Source organism: Lysinibacillus sp. FJAT-14745 (assembly GCF_001275675.1).
GTDB lineage: Bacteria > Bacillota > Bacilli > Bacillales_A > Planococcaceae > Lysinibacillus.
The window spans coordinates 220,319-235,342 of the sequence record NZ_LITM01000009.1 but is presented as its reverse complement, the minus strand read 5'-3'; the positions used below and the strand labels follow the sequence as shown (position 1 = coordinate 235,342).

The 15,024-nt window shown below is 39.3% G+C and carries 11 protein-coding genes and 1 other annotated feature; of the genes, 10 read left to right on the top strand and 1 reads right to left on the bottom strand.

What is annotated here, in order from left to right:
* Window positions 1-250: 250 nt before the first annotated feature.
* Window positions 251-2,518 (top strand): protein translocase subunit SecDF, encoded by a 2,268-nt coding sequence (gene secDF, locus AMS59_RS16330; RefSeq protein WP_053484800.1) that lies wholly within the window; start codon window positions 251-253, stop codon window positions 2,516-2,518.
* A 463-nt stretch (window positions 2,519-2,981) separates the two neighbouring features.
* On the opposite strand, the gene AMS59_RS16325 is transcribed toward secDF, so the two are convergent.
* Entirely contained in the window at window positions 2,982-4,670 is a 1,689-nt protein-coding gene (locus tag AMS59_RS16325) for a methyl-accepting chemotaxis protein (RefSeq protein WP_053484799.1), read from the bottom strand.
* A gap of 321 nt (window positions 4,671-4,991) precedes the next feature.
* Window positions 4,992-5,249: a binding site (T-box leader), on the top strand.
* Between the two features lie 241 nt (window positions 5,250-5,490).
* On the opposite strand from AMS59_RS16325, the gene AMS59_RS16315 reads away from it, so the two are divergent.
* The 9 genes from AMS59_RS16315 (at window position 5,491) to AMS59_RS16275 (ending at window position 14,975) form a co-directional block, all read left to right on the top strand.
* The gene (locus AMS59_RS16315; RefSeq protein WP_053484797.1) at window positions 5,491-6,864 is read left to right on the top strand and encodes a chorismate-binding protein; all 1,374 of its coding nucleotides are present in this window, start codon (window positions 5,491-5,493) and stop codon (window positions 6,862-6,864) included.
* Window positions 6,864-7,895 (top strand): anthranilate phosphoribosyltransferase, encoded by a 1,032-nt coding sequence (gene trpD / locus AMS59_RS16310; protein ID WP_053484796.1) that lies wholly within the window; start codon window positions 6,864-6,866, stop codon window positions 7,893-7,895. The genes AMS59_RS16315 and trpD overlap by 1 nt, the downstream gene beginning before the upstream one ends.
* Window positions 7,892-8,683 (top strand): indole-3-glycerol phosphate synthase TrpC, encoded by a 792-nt coding sequence (trpC, locus tag AMS59_RS16305; RefSeq protein ID WP_053484795.1) that lies wholly within the window; start codon window positions 7,892-7,894, stop codon window positions 8,681-8,683. Before trpD ends, trpC begins: the two co-directional genes overlap by 4 nt.
* A complete protein-coding gene (locus AMS59_RS16300; RefSeq protein WP_053484794.1) occupies window positions 8,680-9,294 on the top strand; it encodes a phosphoribosylanthranilate isomerase in 615 nt (204 codons plus the stop codon). Before trpC ends, AMS59_RS16300 begins: the two co-directional genes overlap by 4 nt.
* Window positions 9,294-10,502 carry a tryptophan synthase subunit beta gene (trpB, locus tag AMS59_RS16295; protein ID WP_053484793.1) on the top strand — a complete coding sequence of 403 codons (1,209 nt, stop codon included), beginning with the start codon at window positions 9,294-9,296 and terminating at the stop codon, window positions 10,500-10,502. Before AMS59_RS16300 ends, trpB begins: the two co-directional genes overlap by 1 nt.
* Window positions 10,502-11,293, top strand: a complete 792-nt coding sequence (gene trpA / locus AMS59_RS16290) for a tryptophan synthase subunit alpha (protein WP_053484792.1) — start codon at window positions 10,502-10,504, stop codon at window positions 11,291-11,293. Before trpB ends, trpA begins: the two co-directional genes overlap by 1 nt.
* Before the next feature lie 401 nt (window positions 11,294-11,694).
* On the top strand, window positions 11,695-14,013 hold the full coding sequence (recJ, locus tag AMS59_RS16285; protein ID WP_053484791.1) for a single-stranded-DNA-specific exonuclease RecJ: 2,319 nt from the start codon (window positions 11,695-11,697) through the stop codon (window positions 14,011-14,013).
* 33 nt (window positions 14,014-14,046) lie between these two features.
* Window positions 14,047-14,559 (top strand): adenine phosphoribosyltransferase, encoded by a 513-nt coding sequence (locus tag AMS59_RS16280; protein WP_053484790.1) that lies wholly within the window; start codon window positions 14,047-14,049, stop codon window positions 14,557-14,559.
* Between the two features lie 227 nt (window positions 14,560-14,786).
* Window positions 14,787-14,975: a PhzF family phenazine biosynthesis protein gene (locus AMS59_RS16275; RefSeq protein WP_053484789.1), complete on the top strand. Its 189-nt coding sequence runs from the start codon at window positions 14,787-14,789 to the stop codon at window positions 14,973-14,975.
* Window positions 14,976-15,024: the final 49 nt, after the last annotated feature.

Below are 15,024 nucleotides of genomic sequence, written 5' to 3'. Positions count from 1 at the left end.
TTTATTTGTATAAGTATATTTATTCAAAAGACTCCTAATAATTCTTTTCTAAATTTGGAGGAATACACTTATTCAAATACAGGGATAAATTTGCGCGTTATGAACGATTGAAATAAGTGAAGCAACCTTTTTGAAGCACAGGCAACATTATTCTAAAGGAAAAGGAGGAATAAACGTTTCAAAAGGACTTGCTATTATACTTGTTTGTAGTGTAAGGAACTGCCTTACACAATTCGAGGAGGATTTATAAATGAAACTAAAAAGTCGTATAGTTGCATTCGTACTACTAATGGTTATTTTTACAGCAACCATCGGTACGACTGTAGGCGGCGTCTTAAAGGACATTAAACTAGGCCTTGACTTACAGGGCGGGTTTGAGGTTCTTTATGAGGTGAAAGAATTACACAAGGGAGACAAAATTACACCGGGTGTTTTATCGGCAACAGCAACAGCTCTTAGTGAACGTGTAAATGCTATCGGGGTAAGTGAACCGAGCATTCAGGTTGAAGACAAAAACCGTATTCGTGTGCAATTAGCGGGTGTCGAAGACCAAGAATCAGCACGTGAATTATTGTCTACTTCTGCAAATTTAACATTCCGTGATGTCGATGACAATTTATTGCTGGATGGTAATGACTTAAAGCCAGGTGGCGCTAAGGATTCCTTTGATCAGCAAAATCGTCCAATTGTTTCACTAACATTAAAAGATGCGAAAAAATTTGCTGATATAACGAGTAAAATTGCCGCTAAACCAGCAGGTCAAAATTTACTCGTTGTATGGTTAGACTTTGAAGAAGGTGTCGATTCATATAAAGCTGAATCACAAAAAGCGAAGCCTCGCTATGCATCTGCAGCAACAGTTAACCAAACATTAAATACAACAGATGTAATGATTAGCGGAAATTTCACAGTTGAAGAAACAAAAAATCTAGCAGGTATTTTAGACGCTGGGGCACTTCCTGTAAAGCTGAATGAAATTTATTCTACTTCAGTTGGTGCACAATTTGGTGACCAAGCACTGAAAAGTACAATTTTCGCAGGTGTTGTGGGCGTAGTATTAATATTCTTATTCATGCTATTCTACTATCGTTTACCTGGCTTGATTTCCATCATTACACTTGCTATTTTCACTTTCCTAGTACTAGTAGTATTCGACTGGATTAATGCAGTATTAACGCTTCCAGGTATCGCAGCTATTGTGCTCGGTATAGGGATGGCCGTGGATGCGAATATTTTAGCAGCAGAGCGTATTCGTGAAGAGCTACGAGTAGGTTATTCGGTTAAACAAGCATTCCAAATTGGCTCGAAGCAGTCTTTATCAGCAATTGTCGATGCACAGCTAACTACATTATTAGCAGCTGCTGTTTTATTCCAATTCGGGACAAGCTCTGTAAAAGGGTTTGCAACAACTTTAATCATTAGTATTTTACTAAGCTTCTTAACTGCTGTTTGGGGTTCTCGTGTACTATTAGGTTTACTTGTCAACAGTGGCTATTTCAACAATCCAGCCTGGTTTGGTATTGCAAAATCTAAACAGCATAGCTTAGATGAAAATATTGGAACTTTAGATTTATCAACGAAATTCGATCGTTTTGACTTTGTGCACAACCGTAAGAAATTCTATACATTCTCATTAGCTATTTTAGTAGCTGGTTTAGTGGTTCTTGGTATATTCCGTCTAAACCTAGGTATTGATTTCCAAAGTGGTACTCGTGTTCAAATTGAAGCGGATCATACTTTAACTAAAGAAGAAGTATCTAAATACTTAGATAGTATCGACTTCTCATCTGAAGATATCGTTTTGGCAGGTGAAAAGAACAACTCTGCGGTTATCCGTTATAAAGATGACCTATCGCAAGCAGAAATTTTAAAATTCAAAAAAGAAGCAGGCAAAAAATTTGGTCATGAACCTGGCGTAAGTACAGTGTCACCAACTGTCGGTAAAGAGCTTGTAAAAAATGCTATTAAAGGATTATCTTTTGCAGCTATCGGCATCATTATCTATGTAGCGGTTCGTTTCGAGTGGCGCATGGGTGTTGGGGCAATTGTTTCATTAATACATGACGTATTCTTAATTGTTGCTGTATTTAGTTTCATGCGCTTAGAAGTCGATATTACGTTTATTGCAGCTGTACTGACGATTGTCGGTTATTCTATTAATGATACGATCGTTACGTTTGACCGTATGCGTGAAAACTTAAATCGATATGATACGATTAAAGACCGAGAAGTGTTAGCGGATATCGTTAACAAATCACTACGTCAAACGATGGGTCGATCTGTTAACACAGTGTTAACGGTTATTATCGTGACAGTGGCACTTCTTATTTTAGGTGCACCATCGATTCAAAACTTCTCAATCGCGTTATTAATTGGTTTAATCACAGGTATGTATTCTTCAATTTGTATTGCTGCACAAATCTGGTATACATTAAAAGTTCGTGAAATGAAAAAGTCAGATGGTCAGATTCACAAAAAAGAGAAAAAACAATGGGGAACTGATGAGCCTACTGTGTAACATCAGCCTTTAATACGAACAGGGAAAGAATCATTTCTTTCCCTGTTTTTTTTTATGGAAAATAAAAGCGACGGATAGAAGAGTCGAAATGATGGATAGTAGAAGCAAAGCGACGGATAGAAGAGTCAAAGGGACGGATAGTAGAACCAAAGCGACGGATAGAAGAGCCGAACGGAAGGATTGCTTCACCTACCACATTTAATGCAAAATTTTTTTAATAAAAACCAGGCGTGTTGATTAGGAAAATATAGGTTTTTATTGAATGATAAAAGGATTTTTTTGCAGATATTTTTCAAATGTATGTCCATTTTAACTGATTGTAGCCTGTAGCGGAAATCAGTCTCTTCGAATTAATTCGAATATATAAAAATGGTTAATCGACACACCTGAAAAAAACAAAAGAAACTGCTAGCTTTCTTCTGAAAACAGTAGTTTCTTTTGCTAATATCTATTAAATTATCTATTAAAGTTTAAATTGTTGTAGTAAAGACTGCAGCTGTTGAGCGTTGTTGCTTAATTCCTCAGCTACCTCATTAACTTGCTGCATTGTTGCAGCTTGCTCTTCTACTGCTTCAGCGATGATTTGTGAGTTGCTCGCTGAAATGCTCGCACCATTTGCAATTTCTGTTACAGAGGCAGCGACTTCTTCAGCACTTGCTGAAATTTGTTCTGAAGTGGCTGAGATATCTTCAATTTGGTCAGTAAATGCTTGCACAGATTCTGTAATGGAATCAAATGCATTACCGGCCTCATGAATTTTTGCTACACCATCTTGGACAGATACTAATCCTTCATGCACAGCAGCTGCTACATTTCTTGTATCCGTTTGAATTTCATTTGTGAGGGCAACAATTTGTCCAGCAGATTGATTAGATTCTTCAGCAAGCTTTCGTACTTCATCTGCTACAACCGCGAATCCTTTGCCATGTTCACCAGCTCGTGCTGCTTCGATGGCAGCATTGAGTGCCAGTAAATTGGTTTGTTCAGTAAGAGCCGTAATTACTTTTGTAATTTGCCCGATTTCTTCAGATTGCTTACTTAGCTTTTCTGTTAAATTGGCAATCCTTGTAGTTGATTCAGAAATTGTATCCATCTGCTCTTTGGCAGTTGAAATAGTTTTCCCCCCGGTATTGGCAAGCTGTGTCATATTTATAGCATTGTGATGCAAATTTTGAGTAGCCTCAGCAATTCGTTGTACACCAGCAGCTGTTTCGTCCATAGCTAGAGCACTTTGTTGAGAAGCGCTAGCAGATGAAGATAAATGGTTTGACGTGTCTTGTACTCGATGAGAAATGTCGCTGGATGTTGTTGTCACTTCTATAGTGCTTGCGGAAAGTTCTTCAGAAGCAGCAGATAATTGTGTAGCGTTGTCCTGAACATTTTTAAGCAGTACAGATAAATTCTGTTTTAATGCATTCACTGCTGTGGCAAGTGTACCAATTTCATCTTTAGAGTTATGTTCAAGTTGAGCAATCGTTAAATCACCTTTTGCTAATGTATCGGCTGCGTCAATAACTTTAAGAAGCGGTTGAGTGATGTAGCGTTTGACAAAATACATAAAATATAAACCAACAATTGCACTTAAAACAAGTAAGACAATGGAAATAATAATAGCTCGTACAACTGTTTTGACAATACTGCTTTTTACTTTTCCAAGCTGTTCATCATGATAATCTAATAAATCACTAGTTAGAAAGTAGATTTTATCACTGATTTTCGAAACTTCGCCATTTATGTATGATAATGCTAAATCTGTATTTCCATTATTAAATGCTTGTACTGCTTTATCAGAACTTGTTAGTAAATTTTTCTGTAATTCAGTTACTTGCTTCATAATATTTTTTGTGTAATCGGAACGAACAATGCCTGAAAGTTCCTTAATCGTTTCGGGCAATATTTTTTCATAATAATCTAAAGTTTCTTTTGTCTCTTTATCCTTATTACTTAGAATATATGAGTTTAAAAATAGCCCTTGTGAGGCAAGCTGTTGTTGTATTTTTTCTGTTAATTGCATTTGCACGATTCTGTGATCAAGTACCTCTACTATATCTCCCTCAACTGACTTAAATTGAAAATATGCAATAATACTTGATAATAAGAGTAAACAAGTAAGTGAAATAAAACCTATATTTAGTTTTTTACGAACGGACATATTCGTTCCTACTTTCTTTAATTGTATTAGAGAATCCAAGTTCTGAAATTAATATAACTTGATATTTTTTTTAGGTCAATACTTGAAAAATACTCAAAAGTAGGCAGTTTCAATCCCTTTTTATGTAAAATGGAAAGGGTAAATTCTCCTTTTATATAACTATGAAATTTTTCTAATATTTTTCTTTTTTGTCTGAATTGATTGACAATTTTTGAAATTTGGCATAGAATAAGGCTAACTTTTTTGTTCGATACAAGGTAGTTGGTCTCGGGAGCGAGGTCAGCCTTAGAACAGATGAGCTGAGTTTAGATGAGAATAGCTGAGAAATTGTTGAATAAGAGTAGTAGCATAAGTGTGCAATTTAGAGAGTCAGTGGATGGTGCAAACTGATTTGTAGCTTATGTGAATGGACTTATGAGAGTCGCTTATGAAAATAGCGAACGGATTCCCCACGTTATAGGGGGGGCTTTGACTTTAGTTAACGTATGTCTGTTTTAATGTCGAACTAAGGCTGAGCACATAAGAGAGAGCAAATATGCTCTAATATGAGGTGGCAACGCGGTCATGATCGTCCTCTGCATTTAGGAAAAATCCTTTTTGCAGAGGACTTTTTTGTTGTTTTTAATTTGCAAGGGGATGAATGCTTCGCTTTCGCACAGAAACCAATTGTTGCCTGGATGTCCCCAGGTAAGCATCCAGTTGGAACGGAAATCAACCCTACGCTTTGATGATGATCTTTTTTTCAACAAGAACCGATTCAGCAACTAAACATTTGTAAGTTAAACGGTAGTGAATTTTTAGGAAAAGGAGCTTGGTGATTATGCTAAAGACGAGTTCAAGAACAAAAATGAAAACTATTAATGCTGATTCTTTAACACCGATTTTAATTTTTAGACGCCTACAAGGGAAGCACAAATTTTTGCTTGAGAGTTCAGCACAGCATGAGGGAGCAGGACGTTTTTCTTTTATCGGTGCAAATCCGAGAAAAACGTATAAAGGCTTTGGAGATGAAATTCAGGAATACTCATATAAGACTGGAAACACATATACACATAAGGGCGATATGTTTGTTTTACTGAAAAGATTAATGCCACGTATCTCCAATACGACACAATTCCCGTTTTCAGGCGGAGCTGTTGGCTATGTTGGTCATGATGCAACAAAGATATTATCGACTGCTCAGGATCAAGTGCAGCTACCAGATGTGCATTTCCACGTATATGAGACTGTCATTGTGTTTGATCATGTAACAGATGAAGTTACATTGATTCATACAAATATTGATGCAGAAAAAAAAGAACCAAATTTTGAAGAGTTAGCTGAGCAGCTTTTAAAAGGTAGAGAGGATGAGGATACAACTTGTAGCTATGAACCTTTTGAATCGACTACGAATGAACAATTTGCAACATCCCTTACATCTAGCAAAGCTACTTTAGATGAAGATATTACAAGAGTCGTCCTATCAAAGCGTTTTTCAGCAAATATACAAGGAGATGCTTTCGCTTTATATCGTCAATTGCGTAAAAAACATCCTGCTCCGTATATGTATTATGTAGAGTTTGAGGGTCATGTTGTTTTAGGAACATCTCCTGAAAGCCTAATTCGAGTAAAAGGTGAACGTGTGATTGCGACACCAACAGAGGGGACATATCCTAGAGGTTCCACAAAAGGTGAAGATTTAGAACAGGGACGAAAGCTACGTGAAAACACGAATATTAGGGAGTCACATGCTGTACTTGTTTCTGCCGTGCGACAAGAGTTACAGTCTGTGTGCTTTCGAGATTCCATTCAAGTCATTGAGGCGATGAGAATTGAGCGTTCAAAGCATGCATTACACATGACATCGAGAGTTGAAGGGCAACTATTACCGATGCTTCATGCACTTGATGTATTAGCTGCAACGTTACCACCCTTTGCAACAACAAGTATTCCAAAGGATCAGGCGAAAGACTATTTAGAAAAATTTAGTCAAACTTCAGGGATATTTGGAGGAGCTCTTGGATTTATTGGTTTTAACGGTCATCTTGATTTTGCTTTAACAGGAAAATCCATCGTTATAGAAAATGAAACGATGCATATGCAATCAACTGTAACGGTGACCAAATACACAAACGTCAAAGAAATAATAAAACAAGTAGAAAAGGACGAACAGGAATTTTTACAGCTACTTGAAAAAGAAGGAGGTCAACACTAATGGAAGGTATTCGTCAAAAAGTACAACAACGAGAGCATTTAATGTATGAGGAAATGCTACAGGCAGCTAATTGGATGTTCCAAGATGACACACCGAAGGAACAAATCGCAAGTTTTTTAACGGCATTATCTGACAAAGGGGAAACAGCACATGAAGTAGCAGCATTAGCTACAATTATGCGTTCCTTTGCACTAGACGTACCAGCAAAAGCAGGTGTCTATATGGATAATTGCGGTACTGGCGGCGATGGTCTTAATACATTTAATATAAGTACAACTTGCGCCTTCGTATTAGCAGGAGCAGGTGTCAAAATGGCGAAGCACGGCAATCGTAAAATTTCTTCGGCATCAGGAAGCTCGGATGTTTTAGAAGCACTCGGTATTCACACGAATATTTCCATTGAACAAACTGTTGATCTGTTAGAGAAAGAAGGAATAGCCTTTTTATATGCTCCAAATGTCCATCCGAAATTAAAGCGGATTGGCGAGGTTCGTCGAGCACTGGGTAAGCCAACTATTTTTAATCTCGTCGGTCCACTTACGAATCCAGTGCCTTTATCGACGCAATTTACAGGCATTAACCGTCCTAATTTTGTCATGGAGTATGCTTCCGTATTACAAATGCTCGGGCGTGAACGTGCTATGGTCGTTTCTGGGCCACTAGGTTTAGATGAGGCGTCATTAGCTGGTCAAAATACTTTTGTCTTAGTAGATAAGGGAGACTTAATTCCATTTTCATTAACGGCAGAGGAAGCGGGTCTTAACTATGCACCAATAGAAGCTATTCGTGGAGGTAATGCTGATGAAAACGCTGCTATTATGCGTAAATTATTAGCTGGTGAACAAAGTGCTTACTTTGACACAGTTTTATTGAATGTTGGTATTGGATTGTTCAGTTATGGAATTGCTGAAACCGTTAAAGAAGGTGTAGAAATGGCGAAGGATAGTATTTTTAGTGGGCGTGCACGTCAAAAATTAGAGGCAGTCATTGCTTATAGTGAGCATATTAAAGGAGTGGAGGTCCGACAATGAATATCTTAAATAAAATTCTCGAACAAAAAAAGCTAGAAGTTAGTGCTTTACTTGAACAGCCTGATCCATTAGCAAATTTTACAGAAAAACCGCGTCCATCATTATTTGAGCTCTTGCGACAAGCTGAAACATTACAGGTCATTTCAGAAATGAAGCGTGCATCCCCATCAAAGGGGCTAATCGCAGAAGGGGCAGATCCAGTTACGCAGGCAAAAACTTATGCTGAAGCAGGGGCAGCTGCTATTTCTGTTTTAACAGATAAAAAGTTTTTTAAAGGCTCCTTTGATGATTTAGCCGCAGTTGCAAATGCTGTTCAAACGCCACTTCTTTGTAAGGATTTTATGATCGATCGTGTGCAAATTCGATTTGCAAAGGCATCAGGTGCATCTATCATTTTGCTAATAGTAGCCGCGTTAACAGATGAGGCATTACGTGACCTGTATAGCTATGCAACAGGCTTAAATCTAGAGGTGTTGGTTGAGGTGCATGATCTTGTGGAGCTTGAACGTGCTATTGCAGTAGGTGCCAAACTGATTGGTGTCAATAACCGCGACTTACGTACCTTTGAGGTGAGCTTAGATCGTACACGTGAAATTGCTGAAGCTTTTCCGTTCGAAGAAGAGAAAGTATTAATAAGTGAAAGCGGTATTTGGACACAAGAAGATGCAAAAACGGTGGCAGCCATGGGAGCTAGTGGCGTTCTTGTAGGTGAATCATTAATGCGCAGTGGAGATGCAGGTACTGCTCTAAAAAGTTTACAGGTCAATAAGGTGGGGGCATCTGTATGACGAAGGTGAAAATTTGTGGACTGAAGGAACAACAGCATGTGCAGGCAGCAGTAGAGGCCGGAGCGGATGCAATTGGTTTTGTCTTAGCGCCAAGTAAACGCCAGGTGACGGTTGAACAGGCACAGCAATTAGCAAAACATGTGCCAGAGGGCGTTTTGAAAATCGGTGTTTTTGTCAATCCAAGCGCAGAGGAATTACGAACAGCGATTGAAACTATACCATTAGATTATGTGCAATACCACGGGGAAGAATCTCCAGAGTTTATTCGTCAGCAAGACTATCCAGCAATCAAAGCTTTATCCGTGAAAGGTGCTAAAGATGTTCGGGCTGCTGCTAATTATGATGTGGACTACTACTTATTTGATGCACCAGGGACAGATTTTAAAGGAGGCAGTGGTCACACATTTGATTGGGCCCTTCTAGAGATGGTAGGGATTCCTCGTGAAAAGCTAATTTTAGCAGGGGGTTTGCAAGCTGAAAATATTGAAGAAGCAGTAACACTTGTGTCGCCATTTATGGTAGATGTTTCGAGTGGTGTGGAGACAGACGGTGTAAAAGACATAGCGAAAATAACCGCATTTATACAGGCAGTAAAGAAGGGGAGAGCATAATGGCGAATTCAATTGCAAATAGTGTACCGACAAAGGAAGGGCGTTACGGGAAATTTGGTGGACAATTTGTTCCGGAAACATTAATGACGGCTTTGTTGGAATTAGAGACGGCTTATGATGAGGCGATGAATGATCAAACATTTACGGATGAGCTAGCCTATTATTTACAACAATACGTTGGTCGTGAGACGCCTTTGTACTACGCGGAAAATTTAACAAAAGAGCTAGGCGGCGCAAAGATTTATTTAAAGCGTGAAGATTTAAATCACACTGGAGCCCATAAGATTAATAATGCGATTGGTCAAGCGCTTCTTGCAAAACGAATGGGTAAAAAGAAAATTGTGGCTGAAACAGGTGCAGGGCAGCATGGGGTGGCAACAGCAACAGCATGCGCATTATTGAATCTTGAATGTGTTGTATTTATGGGTGCAGAGGACATAAAACGCCAACAGTTGAATGTGTTTCGCATGGAGCTACTCGGTACAAAAGTGGAGTCTGTAGAAACAGGTTCAAAAACATTGAAGGATGCTGTTAATGCAGCACTACGCTACTGGGTGACAAATGTTGAAGATACGCATTATATTTTAGGCTCAGCTTTAGGACCCCATCCATTCCCGAAAATCGTAAGGGATTTCCAGCGTATAATTGGTGTTGAAACTAGAGAGCAGATTTTAAATAAGGAAGGACGTTTACCAGATGCAGTCGTTGCTTGTATAGGTGGTGGTAGTAATGCAATCGGTATGTTCCATCCTTTTGTCGACGATGAAACGGTAGCGCTATACGGAGTAGAGGCTGCAGGCAATGGCATTGAGACTGGAAAGCATGCTGCAGCAATTGCCGGCGGACAGCTAGGCGTTTTACATGGTGCATACATGTATTTATTACAAGATGAAAATGGCTTCGTGCAAGAAGCACATTCTATTTCAGCTGGTCTAGATTATCCAGGGAAGGGGCCAGAGCACTGTTATTTACATGATATTGGGCGTGTTAAATTTGACTCGATTACAGATAGTGAAGCACTTGAGGGTTTGCAGTTACTGTGTAGAACAGAAGGGATACTACCTGCACTTGAAAGCTCTCATGCCATTGCCTATACAGCAAAACTTGCGCAGACAATGTCTACAGATGACATCATTGTTGTGTGCTTATCCGGCCGAGGAGATAAAGATGTTCATACTGTTCGTAAAGCATTAGGAGGAGATATGTAATGACAACACTACAGCAGGCAATTGAAGAAACGAAAATCGCTGGTCATAAAGCATTTGTACCCTATATTATGGCGGGTGATGGGGGTCTAGAAACTTTGAAGCCTACGATTTTGAAGCTACAGCAAATGGGAGTAACTGCAATAGAAGTTGGTATACCATTCACGGATCCTGTAGCGGATGGACCAACGATCGAGCAAGCAGGTGAACGGGCTTTAGCAGAAGGTGTGACATTACGGAAAGTGCTAGCAACATTAGCTTCATTTAAAGAAGAAATTCAAGTTCCGTTAGTTGTCATGACTTATTTTAATCCTGTGTTAGCTTTTGGGTTAGAGGCTTTTGCGAAGGCGTGTGAGGCGGGAGGGGTTAAAGGATTAATCGTTCCTGATGTACCGCTTGAGGAAAGTGCTGTCTTATGTGACACATTAAATCCTCATGGTATCGACATCGTTCAGCTTGTATCGTTAACAAGTCCACCAGAACGAATAGCACGTATCGCGGCTGCCAGTCAAGGCTTTGTCTATGCTGTGACAGTCAATGGTATCACAGGGGCTCGTGCAAGCTTTGCAAATGATTTAAATGATCATTTTGCTCGCTTACGTGAAGCAAGCCAAATACCAGTACTAGCTGGTTTTGGAATTTCAACTCCCGAGCAAGTGGTAAGCATGGGGGCACTTAGTGATGGTGTAATCGTTGGCAGTGCGATCGTGACAGCATTGCATGAAGGTAATTTAGAGAAGGTTGAAGCATTAGTTTCTGCTTCAAAAGGTGTGATTCAGAAGTCTACTCATTAACGGAGTAGGCTTTTTTCTTTTGAGACTGGTATTGACGGTTCTAACTACGACTTCGGCTCGGCTGTTCTATCCGTCGCTTTGATTTACATCCGTCACCGTGGCTGTTCTATCCGTCGCTTTGATGATTCTTTCCGTCACTTCGTCTGTTCTATCCGTCGCTTTGATTTACATCCGTCATCTTGGCTGTTCTATCCACGATTTTTCCGATTCTAACCGCGATTTTGATGGTTCTATCCACGACTTTGGCTGTTCTATCCGTAACTCTGATTTCCATCCGTCACTTGGCCGGCTCTATCTTTCGCTCTAACTTCTATCCTTCTGATGGATAAAACTATCATTCTGACAGATAGTGCGGATAGGCTAGATTTTCTGTATAATAGCCTACGTAAGGAAGTGAAAAGATGATTCTATCGAAAAAGAGATGGCAAGTAGAGCGCCCAGACGCCAAGCTTGTCCAAACATTACAAAATGACCTACAACTTTCTGCGATTGCAGCTAAAATTTTGGCAGCACGAGGCTGCGAAACAACTGCTGATGCAGAGAGCTTATTAAATATGACAGAAGCAAGTATCCATGACCCGTTTTTAATGCATGGCATGGCGGAAGCTGTGGCACGTATTGAGGAAGCGCTTGAAAACGGAGAGAAAATGTTAATTTATGGAGATTACGATGCCGATGGTGTCACAAGCACGACAGTAATGATGAATGTGTTACTTGATCTCGGTGCCGATGTATCGTTTAAAATACCGAATCGTTTTATTCATGGCTATGGACCACATGAAGCACTATTTCGTGAAGCACATGAAGAGGGCGTAAAGTTAATTATAACAGTTGATAATGGTATTTCGGGCATTGAACCGATTCGTGTCGCGAAGGAACTAGGTATGGATGTTATCGTTACAGATCACCATGAACCAGGCGATGAATTACCACCTGCAGATATTATTTTACATCCTCGTATACCAGAAGGACATTATCCATTTGGTGAGCTTGCAGGTGTGGGTGTAGCTTTTAAGTTAGCACATGCTCTTTATGGAGAACTGCCAACGCATTTAATTGAATATGTCGCTGTTGGAACAGTAGCGGATTTAGTACCATTAGTTGATGAAAACCGCTACCTAGTAAAGCGAGGAATAGAAGAAATGCGCTGTTCACTCAGCCCTTGGGTACAAGCAATGTGTGAAGTAGCCAGTGCAGAGCAAGCTAAAATTAACGAAGAAACAATCGGTTTTTACTTTGGCCCGCGCTTAAATGCAGTTGGTCGTCTAGGAGAAGCGGCGCCAGGTGTAGAGCTATTAATGGCTGAAGATAATGCTAAGGCAATAGCATTGGCGAAACAGCTTAATACGTGTAATAGCGAGCGTAAAGATATTGTAAAGAGTATTACAGATGAGGCCATTGCTCTCATTGAATCAGATAAAAAGGTCGGGGAGTCACTCGTTTTAGTTATTGCAGGAGAAGGCTGGAATGCAGGGGTAGTAGGGATTGTCGCATCTCGTCTTGTAGAGCTTTATTATCGTCCAACAATTGTACTTTCATTAGACTATGAAAAAGGAACAGCTAAAGGCTCAGCTCGTAGTATTGAAGGCTTCCATTTATATAATGAACTAGCAAAGAATCGAGATATATTACCTCATTTTGGTGGGCATCCTATGGCAGCGGGGATGACATTACCCATTGAGCATGTGGATGAATTAAGATCACGCTTAGATACTCAAGCAAGAGCATGTTTATCAGAAGAGCAATTGACACCTGTACTCAACATTGATATACCACTAAAAATGGATGAAATTTCAGCAGATGCTATTGAAGAAATTTCAACGCTTGGTCCATATGGTACGAATTTTCCGAAGCCTGTTTATGTGCTAGAAGATGTGGAGATAGCCTCTATGCGGAAAATTGGAGCAGCAGAAAATCATATAAAAATGGAATTGACGGATGGCTTTGAAAAATTAGATAGTGTCGGTTTTAATAAAGGACATCTACACGATGAGCTAACATATGGAATAAAAGTATCGTTTACAGGAGATTTACAAATTAACGAGTGGCAAGGACGTAAAAAAGCACAATTTATGATAGAGGATGTCCAAACGACTGAATGGCAATTATTTGATATTCGTGGTATACGACAAACATCACGCTGGTTAAATACGGTCCCGAAAGAGGAGGCAACATTCATCGCCTTCCGTTCAGAGACGATTACCTATTACCAATCACTAATTGGTGTACCAATCCTAGCGGTGGATCCTACACTTTCAAATGTAGAACAAAGCAATTATATCGTGCTATTGGATTTGCCACAAAATGTTCAAATGTTAGAAAATGTCTTACAAAAAACAGCACCTTCTCGTATTTATGCACACTTTTACATGCCAGATTCACAGTATTTCAATGGATTGCCTACACGCGAGCAATTCTCCTGGTACTATAAGTTTTTAAAAAATCGTCCTGCTTTCCCATTAAATATGCATTTGGCTGAATTAGCGAAGCATACAGGTTGGCCATTAGATGCATTAAAATTTATGACACAGGTGTTTTTTGAGCTTGGTTTTGTTAAAATGGAGAGTGGACTGACGACTGTCAATGTGAATGCAACAAAACAGGCACTTACAGAGGCATCGTCTTACAAACAGCGTTCAGAACAGATTGAAATGGAGCAAAAGCTTGTATATGCCCCTTATATAGAATTAAAACAATGGTTTGATGAACGATTACATTAATATACGAATAAGTTTCGTAGGAGGAACAATAACATGGATTTAAAGCAATACGTAACAACGGTTGAAAACTGGCCGAAAGAGGGCATCAGCTTCAAAGATATTACAACAATTATGGATAACGGTCCTGCATACAAATATGCAACAGATCAAATCGTAAGTTACGCAAAAGAATTAGGTGCTGAAATTATAGTAGGTCCTGAGGCTCGTGGCTTCATTATCGGATGTCCAGTTGCTTATGCGCTTGAAATTGGTTTTGCACCTGTTCGTAAGCCAGGAAAATTACCCCGTGAAGTGATAAGTGCTGACTACGGGCTTGAGTATGGTAAAGATACACTTACAATGCACAAAGATGCGATTAAACCAGGTCAAAAAGTATTAATCTGTGATGATTTACTTGCGACAGGTGGTACAGTTGAAGCGACTGTACGTTTAATTGAACAATTAGGTGGTCAAGTTGTTGGCTGTGCATTCCTGATCGAGTTAACAGAGTTAAACGGACGTGCAAAACTTGGCGACATTAACATAAAAACACTTATTCAATATTAATAAGTGAGTGTTTTTTGCAATGGTGAAGCGGTTGATTGGAGTGAAGGGCAGTACCCCCTCATGAAGGCACATAGTCGGAACGGAAATCAACCTCTCGCTTTGCTGAAGAGTCATACAATAATATGAAAAGCGTCACATTTTTGTGGCGTTTTTTTATTTATAAAGAGATTAATCGATATAGTAAGTATTAAAAACTTTTTAAATTCTTTAGTAAGGGAGAATTGGCTTTGTCATATTATGTAATTGATGCTTTTACAGAAACAAAATTTGGTGGTAATCCAGCAGGTGTAGTAATCCATGAAAATTTAGATGAAGAATTTATGCAAAAATTTGCTGCAGAAGTTCGTTTTTCAGAAACTGCATTTATTAAAAAAATAGACAATAAAAATTGGCTCTTCACCAAAACATGTGCTTGACTAAGAGCCATACTGAATCCATTCAGCATTGCACTCTAGTAAAATTGTC

Excerpts from the sequence above, each read along its gene's own strand:
- AMS59_RS16300 (WP_053484794.1), top strand. The coding sequence starts at position 8,680 with ATGACGAAGGTGAAAATTTGTGGACTGAAGGAACAACAGCATGTGCAG.
- AMS59_RS16315 (WP_053484797.1), top strand. The coding sequence starts at position 5,491 with ATGCTAAAGACGAGTTCAAGAACAAAAATGAAAACTATTAATGCTGAT.
- AMS59_RS16280 (WP_053484790.1), top strand. The coding sequence starts at position 14,047 with ATGGATTTAAAGCAATACGTAACAACGGTTGAAAACTGGCCGAAAGAG.
- trpA (WP_053484792.1), top strand. The coding sequence starts at position 10,502 with ATGACAACACTACAGCAGGCAATTGAAGAAACGAAAATCGCTGGTCAT.
- recJ (WP_053484791.1), top strand. The coding sequence starts at position 11,695 with ATGATTCTATCGAAAAAGAGATGGCAAGTAGAGCGCCCAGACGCCAAG.
- trpD (WP_053484796.1), top strand. The coding sequence starts at position 6,864 with ATGGAAGGTATTCGTCAAAAAGTACAACAACGAGAGCATTTAATGTAT.
- AMS59_RS16325 (WP_053484799.1), bottom strand. The coding sequence starts at position 4,670 with ATGTCCGTTCGTAAAAAACTAAATATAGGTTTTATTTCACTTACTTGT.
- secDF (WP_053484800.1), top strand. The coding sequence starts at position 251 with ATGAAACTAAAAAGTCGTATAGTTGCATTCGTACTACTAATGGTTATT.
- trpC (WP_053484795.1), top strand. The coding sequence starts at position 7,892 with ATGAATATCTTAAATAAAATTCTCGAACAAAAAAAGCTAGAAGTTAGT.
- trpB (WP_053484793.1), top strand. The coding sequence starts at position 9,294 with ATGGCGAATTCAATTGCAAATAGTGTACCGACAAAGGAAGGGCGTTAC.